The organism is Arthrobacter silviterrae, from assembly GCF_011045165.1.
Taxonomy (GTDB): domain Bacteria; phylum Actinomycetota; class Actinomycetes; order Actinomycetales; family Micrococcaceae; genus Specibacter; species Specibacter silviterrae.
This window is the reverse complement of sequence record NZ_JAAKZI010000002.1, coordinates 179302-194865: the sequence shown is the minus strand read 5'-3', so window position 1 is coordinate 194865 and position 15564 is coordinate 179302. Positions and strand designations below refer to the sequence as shown.

At 66.5% G+C, this 15564-nt stretch carries 16 protein-coding genes and 3 tRNA genes; 13 read left to right on the top strand and 6 right to left on the bottom strand.

Annotation, left to right across the window (positions count from 1 at the left end):
* Position 1 precedes the first annotated feature (1 nt).
* The 3 genes from G6N77_RS02325 to G6N77_RS02315 form a co-directional block, all read right to left on the bottom strand.
* Entirely contained in the window at positions 2–1720 is a 1719-nt protein-coding gene (locus G6N77_RS02325; protein ID WP_165180380.1) for an aldehyde dehydrogenase family protein, read from the bottom strand.
* Between the two features lie 117 nt (positions 1721–1837).
* The gene (gene hutG, locus G6N77_RS02320; protein WP_165180379.1) at positions 1838–2803 is read right to left on the bottom strand and encodes a formimidoylglutamase; all 966 of its coding nucleotides are present in this window, start codon (positions 2801–2803) and stop codon (positions 1838–1840) included.
* Positions 2804–2989: 186 nt separating this feature from the next.
* On the bottom strand, positions 2990–4420 hold the full coding sequence (locus tag G6N77_RS02315) for an NCS2 family permease (protein ID WP_240901602.1): 1431 nt from the start codon (positions 4418–4420) through the stop codon (positions 2990–2992).
* A gap of 286 nt (positions 4421–4706) precedes the next feature.
* Here G6N77_RS02315 and G6N77_RS02310 point away from each other — a divergent pair, with 286 nt between their 5' ends.
* On the top strand, positions 4707–5330 hold the full coding sequence (locus G6N77_RS02310; RefSeq protein WP_306987218.1) for a copper resistance CopC family protein: 624 nt from the start codon (positions 4707–4709) through the stop codon (positions 5328–5330).
* A gap of 83 nt (positions 5331–5413) precedes the next feature.
* Here the strand turns inward: G6N77_RS02310 and G6N77_RS02305 are convergent, their stop codons facing one another.
* Positions 5414–6064, bottom strand: a complete 651-nt coding sequence (locus tag G6N77_RS02305) for an NAD(P)/FAD-dependent oxidoreductase (RefSeq protein ID WP_165180377.1) — start codon at positions 6062–6064, stop codon at positions 5414–5416.
* 385 nt (positions 6065–6449) lie between these two features.
* On the opposite strand from G6N77_RS02305, the gene G6N77_RS02300 reads away from it, so the two are divergent.
* A complete protein-coding gene (locus tag G6N77_RS02300) occupies positions 6450–7454 on the top strand; it encodes a universal stress protein (protein WP_165180376.1) in 1005 nt (334 codons plus the stop codon).
* 23 nt (positions 7455–7477) lie between these two features.
* Here G6N77_RS02300 and G6N77_RS02295 read toward each other — a convergent pair whose 3' ends face one another.
* Positions 7478–8938 (bottom strand): C40 family peptidase, encoded by a 1461-nt coding sequence (locus G6N77_RS02295; RefSeq protein WP_165180375.1) that lies wholly within the window; start codon positions 8936–8938, stop codon positions 7478–7480.
* Between the two features lie 223 nt (positions 8939–9161).
* On the bottom strand, positions 9162–9569 hold the full coding sequence (locus G6N77_RS02290; protein ID WP_240901601.1) for a metallopeptidase family protein: 408 nt from the start codon (positions 9567–9569) through the stop codon (positions 9162–9164).
* Positions 9570–9703: 134 nt separating this feature from the next.
* On the opposite strand from G6N77_RS02290, the gene G6N77_RS02285 reads away from it, so the two are divergent.
* From G6N77_RS02285 to G6N77_RS02235, 11 genes are all read left to right on the top strand, one after another.
* Positions 9704–9776: transfer RNA gene (locus G6N77_RS02285), tRNA-Glu, on the top strand.
* A gap of 104 nt (positions 9777–9880) precedes the next feature.
* A tRNA-Asp gene (locus G6N77_RS02280) sits at positions 9881–9954 on the top strand.
* Between the two features lie 60 nt (positions 9955–10014).
* Positions 10015–10090 (top strand) — tRNA-Phe (locus G6N77_RS02275).
* Positions 10091–10281: 191 nt separating this feature from the next.
* On the top strand, positions 10282–10770 hold the full coding sequence (locus G6N77_RS02270) for an Asp23/Gls24 family envelope stress response protein (RefSeq protein WP_165180374.1): 489 nt from the start codon (positions 10282–10284) through the stop codon (positions 10768–10770).
* Complete coding sequence (locus G6N77_RS02265; protein ID WP_165180373.1) at positions 10767–10958, top strand: hypothetical protein; 192 nt, start codon at positions 10767–10769, stop codon at positions 10956–10958. The genes G6N77_RS02270 and G6N77_RS02265 overlap by 4 nt, the downstream gene beginning before the upstream one ends.
* Positions 10955–11344 (top strand): hypothetical protein, encoded by a 390-nt coding sequence (locus tag G6N77_RS02260; RefSeq protein WP_165180372.1) that lies wholly within the window; start codon positions 10955–10957, stop codon positions 11342–11344. Before G6N77_RS02265 ends, G6N77_RS02260 begins: the two co-directional genes overlap by 4 nt.
* The gene (locus tag G6N77_RS02255) at positions 11341–11916 is read left to right on the top strand and encodes a DUF6286 domain-containing protein (protein WP_205677904.1); all 576 of its coding nucleotides are present in this window, start codon (positions 11341–11343) and stop codon (positions 11914–11916) included. Before G6N77_RS02260 ends, G6N77_RS02255 begins: the two co-directional genes overlap by 4 nt.
* Positions 11913–12533 (top strand): hypothetical protein, encoded by a 621-nt coding sequence (locus G6N77_RS02250; protein WP_165180371.1) that lies wholly within the window; start codon positions 11913–11915, stop codon positions 12531–12533. Before G6N77_RS02255 ends, G6N77_RS02250 begins: the two co-directional genes overlap by 4 nt.
* 68 nt (positions 12534–12601) lie before the next feature.
* Entirely contained in the window at positions 12602–12853 is a 252-nt protein-coding gene (locus tag G6N77_RS02245) for a hypothetical protein (protein ID WP_165180370.1), read from the top strand.
* Between the two features lie 261 nt (positions 12854–13114).
* Positions 13115–14407 carry an ABC transporter substrate-binding protein gene (locus tag G6N77_RS02240; protein WP_165180369.1) on the top strand — a complete coding sequence of 431 codons (1293 nt, stop codon included), beginning with the start codon at positions 13115–13117 and terminating at the stop codon, positions 14405–14407.
* Between the two features lie 137 nt (positions 14408–14544).
* Positions 14545–15564: a carbohydrate ABC transporter permease gene (locus G6N77_RS02235; protein WP_370875270.1), complete on the top strand. Its 1020-nt coding sequence runs from the start codon at positions 14545–14547 to the stop codon at positions 15562–15564.

Genomic DNA, 15564 nt, shown 5'->3' with positions numbered 1-15564 from the left:
TTCAGCCGCGAAGGGCGGATACGAGGATTGCCGGAACACGCCGCCAGCGGGGGTCTGCCGCGAACTGCGTCAGCCGTTCTCCCGTCACGGCCGCCGTCCTGTTTGTGACATACCAGGGCGGCGTGGGCGTGAGCGAGAACTCCCCGTGCAGCAGGGACCGGGGCGAAGGCCGGAACGGGCCGCGGACCACGGTGCGCTCGGTGTCGGCCAGCAGAAGGGCGTTGTGGACCACGCCGATGCCGCTTTGGACGTCGTCAAGGGTGTGGCCCGGGAACCCGCCCCAGGTTGCTGCCGGGCTCAGGAATCCGACGGCGGTCCATGCGTTGATGCCGATGGTCCCGTACCTGAGGGAGGCAATGAAGCGCTCAAAGGAGGGGCCCAGACCCTTGATGGTGCCGGGGCTGGCAATGACGTTGGCGCCCAGGGTCCCGGCGAGGCGTTCATTGGCAGCGGCGGCGGCCCGGTCCAGGAACTCCCGGCCGCTGCCCTCAATTTCCACCACGCCAAGCACGGGGGCAAGGTACTCCTGCTCCAGCACCTCTTCCGTGTCCTTGGGGGAGAGGCCCGTGATAAGCAGGCGCTGGCCCGCCTCCCCGAGCCGTTCGGCGGAGGGGTGGGCTGCGGCGGCCGCGGCCATCCTGTCGTCGCTGCCGGGGTAGTAGGCCTCCCGTGGCGGCGCGGTGTCCAGGGCGTTGCGGAGTGCCGCAAGAAATTCCTGCTTTTGCCCCCACTCGGCCGAAATCACCACGGCCTGCGACGCAATGCAGTTGTAGCCGCCGTTGTGCAGGCGCTGGGTGGCGACATGCTGGGCCTGGAAGGTGATGTCCGCCCGGCTCCACTTGCCCGGAATGATGATGGTTGGGGAGACGCCGCCCAGCTCGCTGGTGATGGGCTTGCCCAGGCGTGGGGTGCCGGCCGCCTTGCGGTCCGCGGCCTGCTGGCCGGTGCCCCACACAATGGCGTCGTGCGTTGCGGCGCTGCCGGTCAAGTGCACGTGCGCCACCTGGGGGTGCTCCACCAGGAGGCCCCCGACGTCGGCCCCGCCGGTGAGGATGCGCAAGGCGCCCAGGTTGATAAACGGTGTGAAGATCTTGGTTAAAGCCTCCAGCATGGGGTCCGTCAGGGGGTTCAATTTCAGCGCAACCACGCGATTGTTTGCCAGGAGTTCGTAGAGAACGTCCAGGGGTGCGATCGAGAGGATGTTGCCCGCGCCCAGGACCACGCCGATGCCCCGGGTGTCCTGCGGGGTCCGCTGGGCGAGCCCCGCGCCGGCGACGGAGGCCGCCTTGCCGACCCCTGGCCGCAGCCAGACTTCAGCACTGAAACCGCTGAGCAGCAGGGAATCCATGGCGGACAGCGGCACCACCTGGACTGTGGCCTGGCCGTTCGCTTCGCCAAAGTGTGCGGATTCAACCGGGCTCCTGCCGGTGTCGAGGGCTGCGAGGGAATTCTCCAGGACCCCGAGTGCGGCGGCCAGCGCATAGGGCCCGGACAGCCATTCCTCGCCCATCAGTGGGGAATCGGCGGGCAGGCGCTTGATCTGCGCCGCTGCCGCCACCCATTCCCGGGCGTGGGCCCCCACCCGGCGCCGGACCTCGCCGAGCATGGCCCGCCGTCCGGCGAGGGGAAGCGCCGCCCACCGCGTTTCGCCTTCGGCCAGCTCGGCAATGGCCGTGTCGACCAGGGTGCGGGCACCAGTTTCCGCGCTGGCATGGTTCATTGTTGGCTCCTTCCGCCCGGGCCGGGGCCCATGGGTTGAGCCTAGCGAGTCCCGGCCGCGAAAGTCCGGGCCACGCGCAGAAATAACGCGGGAGACGGGAGCTGTCCCGCGCATCCGCTACCGCAGCAGCGTGTCGATGAGCCGTGCGGCAACCTTGGCCGTGCGGTTGTCGATGTCGAACTCCGGGTTCAGCTCGGCCACGTCGAAGTGGAACAGCTTCCCGCTCGCGGCAACCTGGCGGCATACGGCGGCGATGACCGGCAGCGGCACGCCGTAGGCGGCGGGGGCACTGACGCCCGGCGCCACGGAAGCCGGCAGTACATCCAGGTCAATTGTCAGGTACACAATGTCCACGGTTTCCAGGAAGGAGGACACAAAGGCGGCCGTCCGCTCCGCCGAGCAGTCCTCGTCGAGGAGGTACTTCACATCCAGCTCATGGGCGGTGTCAAAGAGCACGCGCGTGTTGTTGGGTTCGCTGATGCCGACGACGGCGTAGTTCAGTTCGCGTCCCGCGGCGGCTTCCGCTCGGGCCATCTGGAGGAACGGCGTGCCGGAGGTGGGTGCCGGGGCGTCCCTCAGGTCAAAGTGGGCGTCCAGGTTCAGCACGCCCAGGCGGGCGCCATTGGCCACTGCCGCCGTGCCGGCAACGCCCAGGTAGCTGGCAAAGGCGGTTTCGTGCCCGCCGCCCAGGACAAAGGTGAGCTGTCCGGCGTCGAGCATGGCAGTGAGGGCGCGCCCGGCGCGCGCCTGGCCCTCCTCCAGGGCATCTCCGGCCACCACCACGTCCCCCACGTCGGTGACGGCCCGGGAGCCGTGGAAGGCCAGCGAGCCCAGCGCGGCGCGGATCGCGGCCGGGGCGGCTGCGGCACCCACGCGGCCTGCATTGCGGCGCACACCCTCATCGGAGCGAAAGCCAAGCAGCGCGGCGGGGGCCGCGGAGGACGGGGAAGCGGCGGCATCGGAAGTACCGGACGGGGGAGTGGCCACTGCCTGCCACCAGCGCCGGTGCGCCGGCCCGTCGCCGTCGTTCCTTCCGGTCCAGGCGGAGGCGGGGGTGTCAACGGTGAGTGAGGTGAAGTCCATGGTTCCAGCCAACCGCAGCCGCGCCGGGATTGCCACCCGGAAGGGCAGGCCGCCGTCTGACATCACAGATTAACGCGCCAACGGGCACTTAACGTGGATGTTGCGGCGAAACATCCACGTTAAATGCCCGCTCGGCGGAGGGGAGGGGAGAGGGCGTGGAGGCGGAGGGACGGCGAAGCGGGGGAGCTACTTGATCCCGAACCAGGCTTCCACCGTGCCGATGCCGAAGAACAGCACGAACGCCGCCGCCACGGCCCACATGAGCGGGTGGATTTCGCGGGCTCGGCCCTGGAACAGGCGGATCAGCACGTAGGCGATGAAGCCGGCGCCAAGGCCGTTGGCAATGGAGTACGTGAACGGCATGAGGGTGAAGGTCAGGAACGCCGGGATGGCCAGGCCCCAGTCGGACCAGTCGATCTTGCCCACCTGGGAGACCATCATGAAGCCCACCACCACCAGGGCGGGGGCCACGGCCTCAAAGGGAACCAGCTTGATCAGCGGGGTGACAAACATGGCCAGGAGGAGCAGCAGCCCCGTCACAATGGAGGCCAGGCCCGTGCGGGCGCCTTCACCGATGCCGGCGCCGGATTCAACGAAAATCTGGTTGGAGGACGTGGACGCGCCGCCGCCGGCAATCGCGCCAAAGGCATCCACCAGCAGCACCCGGTCCACGTTGGGGATGGTGCCGTCCGCGCGCAGGGTCCCGGCCTCCCCGGCCAGCCCCACCATGGTGCCCATGGCGTCAAAGAAGATGCTCAGCAGGATCACAAAGGCCAGCAGCGCCGCGGCGAGCCCGCCCAGGTGGGCAAAGGCGCCAAACAGGTTGAACTGGCCGATGAGGCTCAGGTCCGGCAGGCTCCACTTGGACATTTCGGGGGACACCAGCGACCAGCCCGCGGGGTTGTGGACCTTGCCGTCAAAGGACGGGCCGATGTGGAAGACGGCCTCAAGGATGTTGGCCAGGATGGTGGAGGCGATGATGCCAATCAGGATGGCGCCGCGGACCTTGCGGACCACCAGCACAATGGTCAGGACCAGGCCCACCACAAAGACCAGGGTGGGCCAGCCGGCGAGCTTGCCGTCAAAGCCCAGCCCCACGGGGACAGTGGTGCCGGCCACGTCGGGGATGCGGCGCACAAAGCCGGCATTGACCAGCCCGATCAGCGCAATGAACATGCCGATGCCCACCACAATGGCCGTCTTCAGGCTTTCCGGCACGGCACGGAACACGGCGGTGCGGAAGCCGGTGAGCACCAGGATGAACATGGTGATGCCGGAGATCATGACCAGCCCCATCATGTCGGGCCAGGTCAGCCCCGGGTTGGCCACAATGGTCACGGCCACAAACGCGTTGACGCCGAGCCCCGTGGCCAGGGCGAAGGGGTGCTTGGCCCAGGCGCCCATGAGGATGGTCAGGATGCCGGCCACAAATGCTGTCGCGGCGGCCACGCGCTCAATGCCGAGCATGCCGCCGGAGGAGTCGGCCACGTTGAGGATCAGCGGGTTGAGCACCACAATGTAGCTCATGGCAAAGAACGTGGCGAAGCCGCCGCGAATTTCCCGCGAATAGTTGGAACCGCGCTCGGTGATCATGAAGTACTTGTCGACCGCAGACATGCGGGCTGCCGTTTTTATTGCCATTGAATGCCCTCCCGGGCGAAGTGTAGAGACGAAAAAGCCACCTGGAGAAATACTAACGGGTCACGGCGCGTCATACCGGGGCTGCGCCGGCACGCATGCCAAGGCACGACGCCGGTCCCCACCCTGCCTGCCCCTGGCACCTTCTCGCTGTGGCAGGGCAGGTGCCGGGGCGCTTTGGCGGCGTCTTTACGCAGGATGTTCCCACCTGGCTCAGTTAGTCTGGGATTGAAGCCCTTTCCCCTACCGCAAGGACGCACAGCACGTGAAACCGCTCTCCCGGCCACAGGTTTTTGAGACGAACATGACACCTCCGGCGGTGCCGGACGGCACCAAGGTCTTGTGGCGCGCCCTGGCGGGTGCCGCCGTCGTCCTGCTGGCGCTGCTGGGCGGCTCCGGGGCGGCCCAGGCGCACGACGCCCTGGAGGCGACTTCCCCGGCCGACGGCTCCTCCGTGGCGACCGCGCCCCACGTTGTCACCCTGACCATGAGCAACACCCCTGCCGCGATTGGTGCCGAGGTCAAGGTGCTGGATGCCGCGGGCACCAATTGGTCCGAAGGGGCGGTGTCCGTGCTGGACAACGTGGCCACGCAGGCCGTCAAGCCCGGCGCCCCGGCCGGAAAGTACACGGTGCAGTGGCGCCTGGTCTCCTCCGACTCGCACCCCGTGGAAGGGCAGTTCACCTTCACCGCGAAGGCCGCCGCAGCCGGCTCCGGGGCCGTGGCGGGACCAGCCGAATCGATCCAGGCGCCGTCCGCGGCGGCCGCGCAGGCGGCCCCCGATGGGGGAGGCGTGCCGTGGAGCGTGTTTGGCCTCATGGGCGTGCTGGTGGTTGTGGTGGTTGCCATGGTCGGGGTGGCCCGCAAGCGTCTCAAGGCTTCCGACTAGCTGCCGAATAGCTGCCGGGGGCCTGCCTGGGCTGCAGCCGCGGTCTGGGAGGTAGCGCCGGCCCCGGGGGAGTGGCGCCGCCTCTAGGCAGTGGCGGCGGCGGGCGTGCCTTCGCGCAAGGCCACGCGGTGGGCGATGGACGCACCCGCCCGCTTGGCCTGGTGCAGGATTTCCTGGGTGCTCGGCAGCACCAGGTCGCCCACGCCCACCAAATACAGGCCCACGGAATGCAGGGCATTAGTGAAATCGTGGCCCGTGTTCACCCCGAGCTCGCGCAACATGCGGCGCAGCTGGTTCAGCGCCCCGCGCGTGAACACAATGCTGTGGGCCGTGACGGTGCCGTTGGCCGTCTGCACGGACCACTGGCGTTCGTTCGGCTCTTCACTGTTGGTGTGCAGGAGCGCCGTGGCGCAGGTGGAAGGGCGGATATCCAGTTCATGGCGGCGGGCGTAGTGCTCCAGCAGCCTCATGATTTCCGAGCGCTCCGCCATGGCGTCCAGGCTGATGTTGCCCGTGGGCGGTGCCGGGGAATTGGGGTTGGTGGGGCAAAAGCAGTCCACCACGATGGCCTTGATGCCCTGCCGGTTGAGTTCGGCCGCCATGGCCAGACCCGAAAAGCCTGACCCGATCACCAGGGTGGTGGTGGCCTCCGCGGGCCGCAGTTCGTCGGACGGGGGGTTGGGACTCAGTGCGGGACCAGGAGTGGTCAGGGCAGGGTCAAGCGTGGCCAGCATGGCAGAATGCCTCCTCGAACGGTAGGAGAACTTCGGTGGTGGCCCGTCCCGGAGCAGGGGCGAACCATGGAGCTGAATGGGTGCGGGCCGGATCCCCGCATGTGATTTCAGGCACATGCCGGGCAGCGGCGCCAATCCGAACACTACCCAACATTTTGACGGCTGGGTAGCATTTCAAAAAATCACTCGATTGGACAAAGCCGCACACGGCATGGGGGCGCCGAAAGTGCCTTGCAGGGGGCTGCACAACAGCCCAAATCCCACACGCCGCCGGCGGAACTTGACGTGGATTCCGCAACCGACAATAGTCACTGGTACAGGCCGCGAAGGGGAGGCGGACAGGAGTCTGCGACCCCGGCGGCACAGGAAAACAAGGAGGCGCAGCATGAGCGATCCACAGGAGTCATTCCCTGTTGCCCAGCCCGACCCCATCCCCGCCCCGACCGGAATTGTGGTCGGAATTGACGGATCCGAGCAAAGCAATTGCGCCTTGGTGTGGGCCGCACGGGAGGCCAAGCTGCGCAAGCTTCCGCTGCATCTGGTCACCGCCTACACTGTTCCCATCTTCGCCGCCTCCGGCCTGGACGGCGGCTATGCCACGGTTGACGACGACGTGATCCGCCAGGGTGCCGAGGCAGTGCTGCGCGAGGCTGCAGCCAAGATTGCCCATGACGAGCTGGACATTGACGCCAGGGTGGAAAACGGCGACGCCGCCGGGGTGCTCCTGGAAATGAGCGAAACAGCCGAGCTTCTGGTGTTTGGCACCCGCGGCCGCGGCGGCTTCATCGGCCGCCTGCTGGGCAGTGTCAGCTCCGCACTCCCAGCGCACTCCAAGTGCCCCACCGTCACGGTGCCCCTTAGTTGTGCCCCGCGACTGGGCGAAGGCCAGCCGCCCAAGTCCCCGATGCCGGTAATAGAAAAGGTCGTCACGGTGGGTGTGGACGGGTCCGACCAGGCCCGCTACGCCGTGCTGGTGGCTGCCGAACAGGCCGAACGCTCCGGATTTGCCCTGCGCATCATCTGCGCCGTGCAGCCCTACACCGGCTCACTTGCCTGGATGCCGGCGCCCGTGGACCGGGAGGCGCTGTTTGCCGAGATCCAGATCCAGCTCGACGCCGGCGAAAAGTGGCTGCGGGCCCACTTCCCGCAGCTTCCCATTGAGGTCAAGCTCGTGGAGGGCTCCGCCGTCGACGTCCTGGTCAAGGCCTCCGAGACCTCCGAGCTGCTGGTCATGGGCACCCGCGGGCGCGGCGGCTTCGCCGGCATGATGCTCGGCTCCACCACGGACGGCGTGCGGCACCACGCCAAGGGCCCCGTCATGGTGGTCCGGGACCGCGAGGATCCGCGCCAGAACGACCGCTCCGCGTTTGGGCCGCTGCTCCAGGCCTGAGCTGCAGGGCTTGAGCGGGGCGTTTAGTACCTGGCGGCGTAGGGGTAAAGCGTCATGCCGAACTGGAGCATGCTGGAGATCGAATAGACGCCCGTGGCAAAGCCGGGCGAGAGGGCCTGCACCACCTGGTCGTTGCCGAGGTAGATGGCAATGTGGCCGAAACTTCCTGAACCGGCGGGAGATTCGTCAAAGACCAGCAGGTCGCCGTAGCGCATCTGGGACAGCGGCACGCGCTGCGGCGCCGCCCAGAACTGTTCCGTTCCGGTGCGCGGCACGGAGACCCCTGCCGCGGCGAAGGCCTGCTGCACCAGTCCCGAACAGTCATAGCCCACAGGCCCGGTGCCGCCCCACTGGTACGGGGTGCCGGACTTGGACAGTGCGAAGTTGACCATGGTCTGGATGTAGGAGCCTGTGGGCTGGGTGGGCGCGGGCGGGGCCACGGGAGGCGCCGGCGGAATCACTGGCGGAACCACCGGGGGTGCCGGCGGGAGAACGGGCGGCGCCGGGGGTGCGACGGGCGGCGCCGGCGGGGCAACTGGCGGCGCGGCGGGCTTGGGCTGGGCTGGCTGTGCCGGCTGGGGCTGGCTGGGGGCGTTTTGCGCTGGCGCGGCGGGTGCAGCGGGGGCCACCGGCGCTGGTGCCCTGGTTGAGGCGGCAATCTGTGCCTGCAGCGCCGCTTCCTCGGCTTTTTTGGCCAGGCCGTCCACGCGGGCGCCTTCCAGGGCAACCGTGGTGTTGTGGAGGCTGGCCAGTTGCTTGAGTAGCACGTCCCGCTGGGCCTGGTTTTCCTTCACGACGGCGGCCAGGGCGCCGGTGGCAGATTGGGCGGCCAGCTTGGACTGCTCGGCCAAGCGGGCGGCGTCGTCGGCTGCCTTTTGGGCGGCGGCAGCCTGCGCCTGCAACGCCGTCGAGCTTGCCGAGGCTGCCGCAGCGGTGTCAAAGGTGTTTGCGCGGTCGGTGGACAGCGCCATGAGGGTGGAGGCCTGGTACATGGCGTTGTCGGCACTGGTGCTGCCAATCAACGCTTGCACGTCCAGGTTCATGCCGCCGGTCTTGTAAAGGTTGCCGGCCAGGGCGCCCAGGTGGGCCTTGGCCGTCTTGTATTGCTTGGCGGCGGCATCGGCCTGCGCCTTGGCCTGCGTGGCTTCCGTGCGGCGCTGGTCCAGGGCCACCAGGGCATCGGTGTAGGCGCTGTTGGCGCGGATGGTTCCCGACAGGGAGCCCTGCAGGCGCTCATTGGCTGAGCCAAGGAGGGCGTCGATCTTGGCGGATTCAGCGGCTGTTGCAGCTTCGGACTTTTTGGCCTGGTCAATGTCATCGGTGCTCGGAATGGCCGGGGAGGCCGGAACGGACGTGAAGGCGGAGAAGGCCGGCGCAGCCACAAAAGCCGGTGCCGCAGCGTGGGCAGGGGCAACCACGGCAGTGGCGGCAAATGCAGCGCAGGCAAGAACTGTGGTTCCACGAACCAGGCGGGGCAAACTCATCCTTGAAATCCTTTACTACCGGTCGACGGGCAAGTTCCGGATTCAGCCCGGATCAATGACCGACAAAATTGCGGGTGCAATTGCACGGCAAATGTGCACGGCAAAGCTGACACTACGGCCATTGACTTTGCTTTGGCAACACCAGTAACACAGGCAACATAAACAACATTGCTGTAACCACACGGCTGTTATTTACCGGGCCGTGCCTCCGCGGCCGGGCTGGCTATCCCCATCCGAGCTCGTGCAGCCGTTCATCACTGATGCCAAAATGGTGTGCGATCTCGTGCACCACGGTGACGGTGACTTCATGGACCACCTGCTCGCGGGATGTGCAAATGTCAAGGATGGGCTGGCGGTAGATGGTGATGCGGTCTGGCAGCGAACCCGCGCCCCACCAGCTGTCCCGCTCGGTCAGCGGCGTGCCCTGGTAGAGCCCCAGCAGCACCGTGCCGGGGTCCTCGTCCGGCCCCGGCACATAGTCGTCCTCGACGAAGATGGCCACATTGTCCATCTCATCGCGGATATCCGCCGGGATGGAAGCCATGGCCTGTTCCACGGCGGCGTCAAATTCCTCCGGCCCCATTCGGTATGGGCCAAATGACGGGATGGAGGCGAGGGGGTTCTTGCTCATGGCTCCAGCCTAGTGATTGCCGCCCGCCCACCCGGTGGCGGCTCGTTTTGTGTTCTGGACAAATAGGCCCTATAGTTTTTGAAGTCCACTGCGGACAGCACGCAGGCAACTGTGAGCTGGACGTCGGTGACGATGCCCCCATCGTCTAGCGGCCTAGGACACCGCCCTTTCACGGCGGCGGCACGGGTTCGAATCCCGTTGGGGGTACTTTGCGAGTGGTGGTCAATTGGTCCAAAAAAGGCTGATACGATATTACTCGTGAATTTCGCACTAAACGCGAAATTGGCAACAAAAAATAGCAATTAAAGTAAGGCCCTGTAGCGCAGTTGGTTAGCGCGCCGCCCTGTCACGGCGGAGGTCGCGGGTTCGAGTCCCGTCAGGGTCGCTGAGGTTTCCTGGAATCTTTTTAGGAGATCTGGTGACAAAGGCTTTCGCAGTTCACCAAGGCTCTGTAGCTCAGTTGGTAGAGCGTTCGACTGAAAATCGAAAGGTCACCGGATCGACGCCGGTCGGAGCCACCACATAAAACCCCTTAGCAATAAGGGGTTTTCTGCTTTAACTTGCGGTCTTGCCCGCCGCTTCCCTGTGACGTTTCCCACGCCCCCGCCCCGAGTGAAGCCTGCCTGAAGCCTGCCTGAAGCCGGAGTCCGCGGCGTTGCCCCCCATCTTTTGGATGCATAGGCTTACGGTAAGGGAAACAGAAAGGGCTCACATGGATGCGCAGGACCAGCCTCTGGCCGTCACGGAAACGCCCCGCGCCATTGACGCACCGGGCCGCACGGTCATTTCCGACACCGCGGTGGCAAAGGTGGTCGGCGTTGCCGCCCGGGGCGTGGCGGGGGTCCATGCGCTCGGCACGGGCGCCTCGAGGTCCATTGGCGCCCTGCGGGACGTGGTGGGGGCAACCGATTTGACCCAGGGAATCCGGGTGGAGGTCGGCGAGACCGAGGTGGCCGTGGACATCGTCCTGATGGCCGCGTACGGCTACCCCCTGCAGGAACTCGCCGGCACCGTCCGGGCCGCCGTCTACCAGGCCGTGGAGGAGCTGGTGGGCCGCCACGTCATTGAGGTCAACATCGAGATCACGGACGTATATGTCGCTGCCCCCGACACGGAGAAGTCCGCTCCCCGTCCCCGCCTCGCCGAACGGCTCGGAGCCGCCGCCAAGGCAACACCCGCAGACCCGGAGGACCGGCCATGAACCTGACAGTAGTGTGCGCGGCGTTTGGCGCCTTTTTGGCCTTCATGGGCTTTCAATTCGGCTTTTGGGGGTTCATCGTGGGGGCGCTCTTTGTTGCCATCGGCGCCTTTGTGGGCAGGGCGGCGGGCGGCAAGCTTGACTGGCGCGGCGTCCTGGACGCCCTGACCGGCCGGCGATCGTCGTCGTGAGTCCGGCCGCTCCCCGCCTGGCGGGGCAGGCCGGGAAGGGCCTCGCGGGGCACACACGGATCAGCACCCAGGCCCTGACCTCGGTGGCGCAGGCTGCCGCCGCGGACGTCTTCGGCGTGGCACCTGCCGCCGTCCGCGTGTCCTGGACGGACGACGCCGGCGCGCTGGCCCTGGCGGTCTCCTCACCCATCAGCGCCCCCTCTCTGGGCACGGTCAGGGCAAGCCCCGGCAGGCTGGAGCGGACGGGCGGCAGCATTGCCCAGCGGGCCACGCTGGCCAAGGCATTGATTCTGGCCACAGTGGAGCACCTGACGGGTTCGCGTTTGAGCCGCGTGGACATTCGTATTTCCGGGCTCCAGGCCACCGAGCAGGGGAGGGTCCAATGACGGGCTTCACGCAGCGGCTGCTCAAGCGGGAGACGCACTCATCGCGGGCACCGCTTTCCGTGGCCGCCGCCATATTGGTGTCGCTGCTGGCCGTCTATTGCTTGTTGGAGGCCCTGCTGCGCGCCTTTGGGCAGCCCGAGTGGCTGGTGGACCCGTTGACGGCGGCGGACAGGCTGTCCCGGCTCCCTGCCGGAATTCCCGCCGTCCTGCTCGGCAGCATCGGCGTCCTCGCCTTCCTGCTGGGACTGGTCTTCCTGGCCCATGCCGTGCTTCCGGGCCGCCGTGCCCGGCACGTCATGGCGGACCCGCGCGTGGTGGTGGTCGTGGACGACGAGGTCATTGCCTCCGCGCTGGCCAGGTGCGCCCGCGTGGCCGCCGGCGTCACCCGTGAGCAGGTAGTGGTGGTGGTCTCTGCCGCAAGCGTCCAGGTCAACGTCCGGCCGACGTCGGGCATTGGCATCGACGGAGGGCGGATCCAGGCCGCCGTCGACTCCGAAGTTGCCGCCATGGGCCTGGACCCGGTGCCCACCGTCGCGGTGCACTTGGCGAGCACGGGGGTGATCGGCGTATGAACGGCACACCCCGCGGCTTCAACAGGTTCCTGCTGGGACTTTTGGGCCTGGTGCTCCTTGTCCTGGGCGCGGCCGTCGTGGCGCTGGCCGCGGTCCCTGCGGCCGGGAGCTGGTGGCAGGGCTGGTCGGCACCACAGCTGGAATCGCTGCGCGCGCTGGCCGCGCGGACCCGGCTGTCCCCGACCATGGGCAGCTGGATCTGGGTCCTGGCCGCGGCCTGCCTGCTGGTGGTGGTGATCGTGATGGTCGCCTGGATCGCCAACCAGGGGAAGGGCCGCACCGGGATCCTGCTGGAGCGTGCAGGCAGTGCGGAGGACGACGGCGCCGCCGGCAAGGTGGTGCTCAGCTGCGCCGTGGCGGAGCAGGCCCTGAAAAGTGCACTGTCGGAGCGCACGGACCTGGCTTCTGCATCCGTGAGCAGTTGGAACTTCCGCGGCCAGGCCTCCCTGCGCGTACGTGTGCTGCCGCGCCAGGGCGTGGCCCCCCATGAGGTGGCCGGCGACATCGGGGCACTCGTGGAATCCCTGGACCGGCTGCTCGGTGTGCAAGTCCCCGTGCTGGTCAGCATTGGCTCCGGAGCCAGGTCACGCTTCACCAAAGCCGAGAGAGTCCGCTAGTCTGTTCCCATCACCCGTGGGAGTACGTTCTGCCTGGGGGCACGAAGTTCAACCAGATGGAGAAAACAATGACCGAGAACAATCCGGAAAACCCGCTGGACCAGGCCAAGGAAGCCGGGGCTGACGCCTTGGGCAAGGCCCAGGACTTTGCCGGGGACGCCGCCGAGAAGGCCAAGGAGTTCGCGGGCGACGCCGGCGAAAACATCAAGGAATTTGCCGGTGACGCGGGGGAGAACATTAAGCACTTCGCCGAAGACGCCGTCGGAAACGCCAAGGGCCTTGGCGCCAAGATTGCAGGCCTTTTCAAGCACGACAAATAGCTTTTAGCACCCTTGGAAGGGGCGGCACGGTCCAGCACGGGCCGGGCCGCCCCTTCCTTTTTTGTGCCTCAAATTCCCCTCCGGAAGCCCGCCCGGCGACAGCGCGCAATTTTGGTAATGAAACGGTCACAATGATGCGTAAGCGCTTGCATTCCACGCCTCAGGCCATCTAAAGTGATGCACATCACCGAATGGTCCGGGTAGTTGCCCAGGCCGGTCATTTCATGATTGAACGTTTTCACTTATGAGAAAGAGCGTGGCATGAGACATTCAAGGAAGTTTGCATCGCTGGCGGCAGCCTCGGTCCTGGCGATGACGCTGGCCGCCTGCAGCGGCGGCGGATCGAGCGGCGGCTCCAGCTCGGGAGGCCTCAGCGGCGACGCCGGCGCCAACCTGGACGGGCGCGGCCCCATTACTTACGTTCAAGGCAAGGACAACTCGAACGTCGTCCGCCCCCTGGTTGACAAGTGGAATGCAGCGCACCCCACTGAGAAGGTCACCTTCAAGGAGCAGTCGGACAAGGCAGACCAGCAGCACGACGACCTGGTGCAGAATTTCCAGGCCAAGAACGCCAATTACGACGTCGTCGATGTGGACGTTGTGTGGACGGCCGAGTTTGCCGCCAAGGGCTGGCTGCAGCCGCTCAAGGACAAGATGGCCTTTGACACCACCGGCTTCCTGCCGGCCACGGTGGCCACGGCCACCTACAAGAACACCCTTTACGCGGCCCCCCAAACGTCCGACGGCGGACTGCTCTACTACCGCAAGGACCTGGTCCCCACGCCTCCGAAGACCTGGGACGAGATGATGAGCATGTGCTCCATCGCCAAGGCCAAGGGCATTGACTGCTACGCGGGACAGTTTGCCCAGTATGAGGGCCTGACCGTCAACGCAGCCGAAGCCATCAACACGGCCGGCGGCGTCATCGTCGACAAGGACGGCAAGCCGGCCGTGAACACGCCCGAGGCCAAGGCCGGTCTGAGCAACCTGGTCAACGCCTTCAAGGACGGCAACATCCCGAAGCAGGCCATCACCTACCAGGAGGAGCAGGGCCGCCAGTCCTTTGAGTCCGGCAAGCTGCTGTTCCTGCGCAACTGGCCCTATGTCTACAACCTGGCCAAGACCGACGGTTCCTCCGTTGTCAAGGACACGTTCGGGATCGCACCCCTCCCGGGCAAGACGGGCCCCGGCGCCTCGTCCCTGGGCGGGCACAACATCGCGATGAGCGTCTACAGCAAGCACAAGGCAACCGCCATGGACTTCATGAAGTTCATGACCAGCCAGGAGACGGAGAAGTTCTACGCGACGCAAGGTTCCCTTGCCCCGGTGTTGAGCGCGCTCTACACGGACAAGGACCTCGTTGCCAAGCTGCCCTACCTGCCCGTCCTGCTGACGTCCATCCAGAACGCCGTGCCCCGCCCGGTCTCGCCGTTCTACCCGGCCGTCACCCAGGCCGTCCAGGTCAACGCCTACGCCGCCTTGAAGGGCGACAAGAGCGTTGACCAGGCGTTGACTGACATGCAGGCGGCACTCACGGCCGCCGGTTCGCAGTAGGCGCCAGCCACGCCGTAACCGGCAGGCGTCAGTAACAGAGGACGGTCGGCGGCCCGCGCACCTGGGTGCCCGGGCCGCCGTCGTCCGCACCATCAACCCATGCAATCGGCACCCGAGGAAAGGACCAGGGAATGTCAATGCAAGCGGAGCCGCTAACCCGTCGCGGCAAGAAGGGAACGGGCGCGGGACCTGAAAACAAGGAAGTTGGCCAGGACCGGAAGCAGAAAACGCAGGGGCGGGCGGCGGCGCTGCTGATCATCCCCTCGATGATTGTGCTTGGCATCGTGATCGTTTACCCGGTCATTGAAGCCATTGTCATGTCCCTGCAAAAGGACGCCGGGCTGGACCCCGTGACAGGGACTTTCGTGGCCGGCGGCTTTGCCGGTTTCTACAACTACATCCACTGGATCCTCCAACAGTGCAACACGCCCAACGGCCAGGCCTCCTGCCCGGCGGGCACGCTCGGCTCGCAGTTCTGGTCCGCCACGGGCACCACGTTCCTCCTCACGGTTGTTTCGGTGGCGCTGGAGACGGTGATCGGATTCTGGATGGCCATCATCATGTCCCGGACGTTCCGGGGCCGCGGCGCCCTCCGCGCGGCGGTCCTGGTGCCGTGGGCCATCCCCACAGCCGTGACGGCCAAGCTGTGGTTTTTCATTTTTGCCTTTGATGGCATTGCCAACACCCTCTTCCACACCTCCATCCTGTGGACCGGGTCCGAAGTGCCCGCCCGGTCGGCAATCATCATCGCCGACGTCTGGAAAACCACGCCGTTCATGGCGCTGCTCATCCTGGCGGGCCTGCAAATGATCCCGGACCAGGTGTATGAGGCTGCCAAGGTGGATGGTGCAACTGCCTGGCAGCGCTTCCGCCTTATTACGCTGCCGCTGGTCAAGCCGGCCCTCATGGTGGCGATCCTGTTCCGCACGCTGGATGCTTTGCGCATGTACGACCTTCCGGCCATCATGACAGGGGGCGCCAACGGCACCACCACCTTGTCGATCCTGGTGGTCAACCAGATCCGGGTCGGCTTCAACTCCGCCGCAGCCCTGTCCACCATCACGTTCCTGATCATCTTCATCGTGGCGTTCATCTTCGTCCGGTTCCTTGGGGCGAACGCCGTTGAATCCGCCACAAACTCGGGAAAGGCGAAGTAA

What these genes read in the sequence shown, in the direction of transcription:
- G6N77_RS02300 (WP_165180376.1), top strand. Translation starts at nt 6,450, where the DNA reads ATGAGCGATCCACAGGAGTCATTCCCTGTTGCCCAGCCCGACCCCATC.
- G6N77_RS02235 (WP_370875270.1), top strand. Translation starts at nt 14,545, where the DNA reads ATGCAAGCGGAGCCGCTAACCCGTCGCGGCAAGAAGGGAACGGGCGCG.
- G6N77_RS02295 (WP_165180375.1), bottom strand. Translation starts at nt 8,938, where the DNA reads ATGAGTTTGCCCCGCCTGGTTCGTGGAACCACAGTTCTTGCCTGCGCT.
- G6N77_RS02305 (WP_165180377.1), bottom strand. Translation starts at nt 6,064, where the DNA reads ATGCTGGCCACGCTTGACCCTGCCCTGACCACTCCTGGTCCCGCACTG.
- G6N77_RS02290 (WP_240901601.1), bottom strand. Translation starts at nt 9,569, where the DNA reads ATGAGCAAGAACCCCCTCGCCTCCATCCCGTCATTTGGCCCATACCGA.
- G6N77_RS02255 (WP_205677904.1), top strand. Translation starts at nt 11,341, where the DNA reads ATGACGGGCTTCACGCAGCGGCTGCTCAAGCGGGAGACGCACTCATCG.
- G6N77_RS02270 (WP_165180374.1), top strand. Translation starts at nt 10,282, where the DNA reads ATGGATGCGCAGGACCAGCCTCTGGCCGTCACGGAAACGCCCCGCGCC.
- G6N77_RS02325 (WP_165180380.1), bottom strand. Translation starts at nt 1,720, where the DNA reads ATGAACCATGCCAGCGCGGAAACTGGTGCCCGCACCCTGGTCGACACG.
- hutG (WP_165180379.1), bottom strand. Translation starts at nt 2,803, where the DNA reads ATGGACTTCACCTCACTCACCGTTGACACCCCCGCCTCCGCCTGGACC.
- G6N77_RS02245 (WP_165180370.1), top strand. Translation starts at nt 12,602, where the DNA reads ATGACCGAGAACAATCCGGAAAACCCGCTGGACCAGGCCAAGGAAGCC.
- G6N77_RS02315 (WP_240901602.1), bottom strand. Translation starts at nt 4,420, where the DNA reads ATGTCTGCGGTCGACAAGTACTTCATGATCACCGAGCGCGGTTCCAAC.
- G6N77_RS02240 (WP_165180369.1), top strand. Translation starts at nt 13,115, where the DNA reads ATGAGACATTCAAGGAAGTTTGCATCGCTGGCGGCAGCCTCGGTCCTG.
- G6N77_RS02265 (WP_165180373.1), top strand. Translation starts at nt 10,767, where the DNA reads ATGAACCTGACAGTAGTGTGCGCGGCGTTTGGCGCCTTTTTGGCCTTC.
- G6N77_RS02250 (WP_165180371.1), top strand. Translation starts at nt 11,913, where the DNA reads ATGAACGGCACACCCCGCGGCTTCAACAGGTTCCTGCTGGGACTTTTG.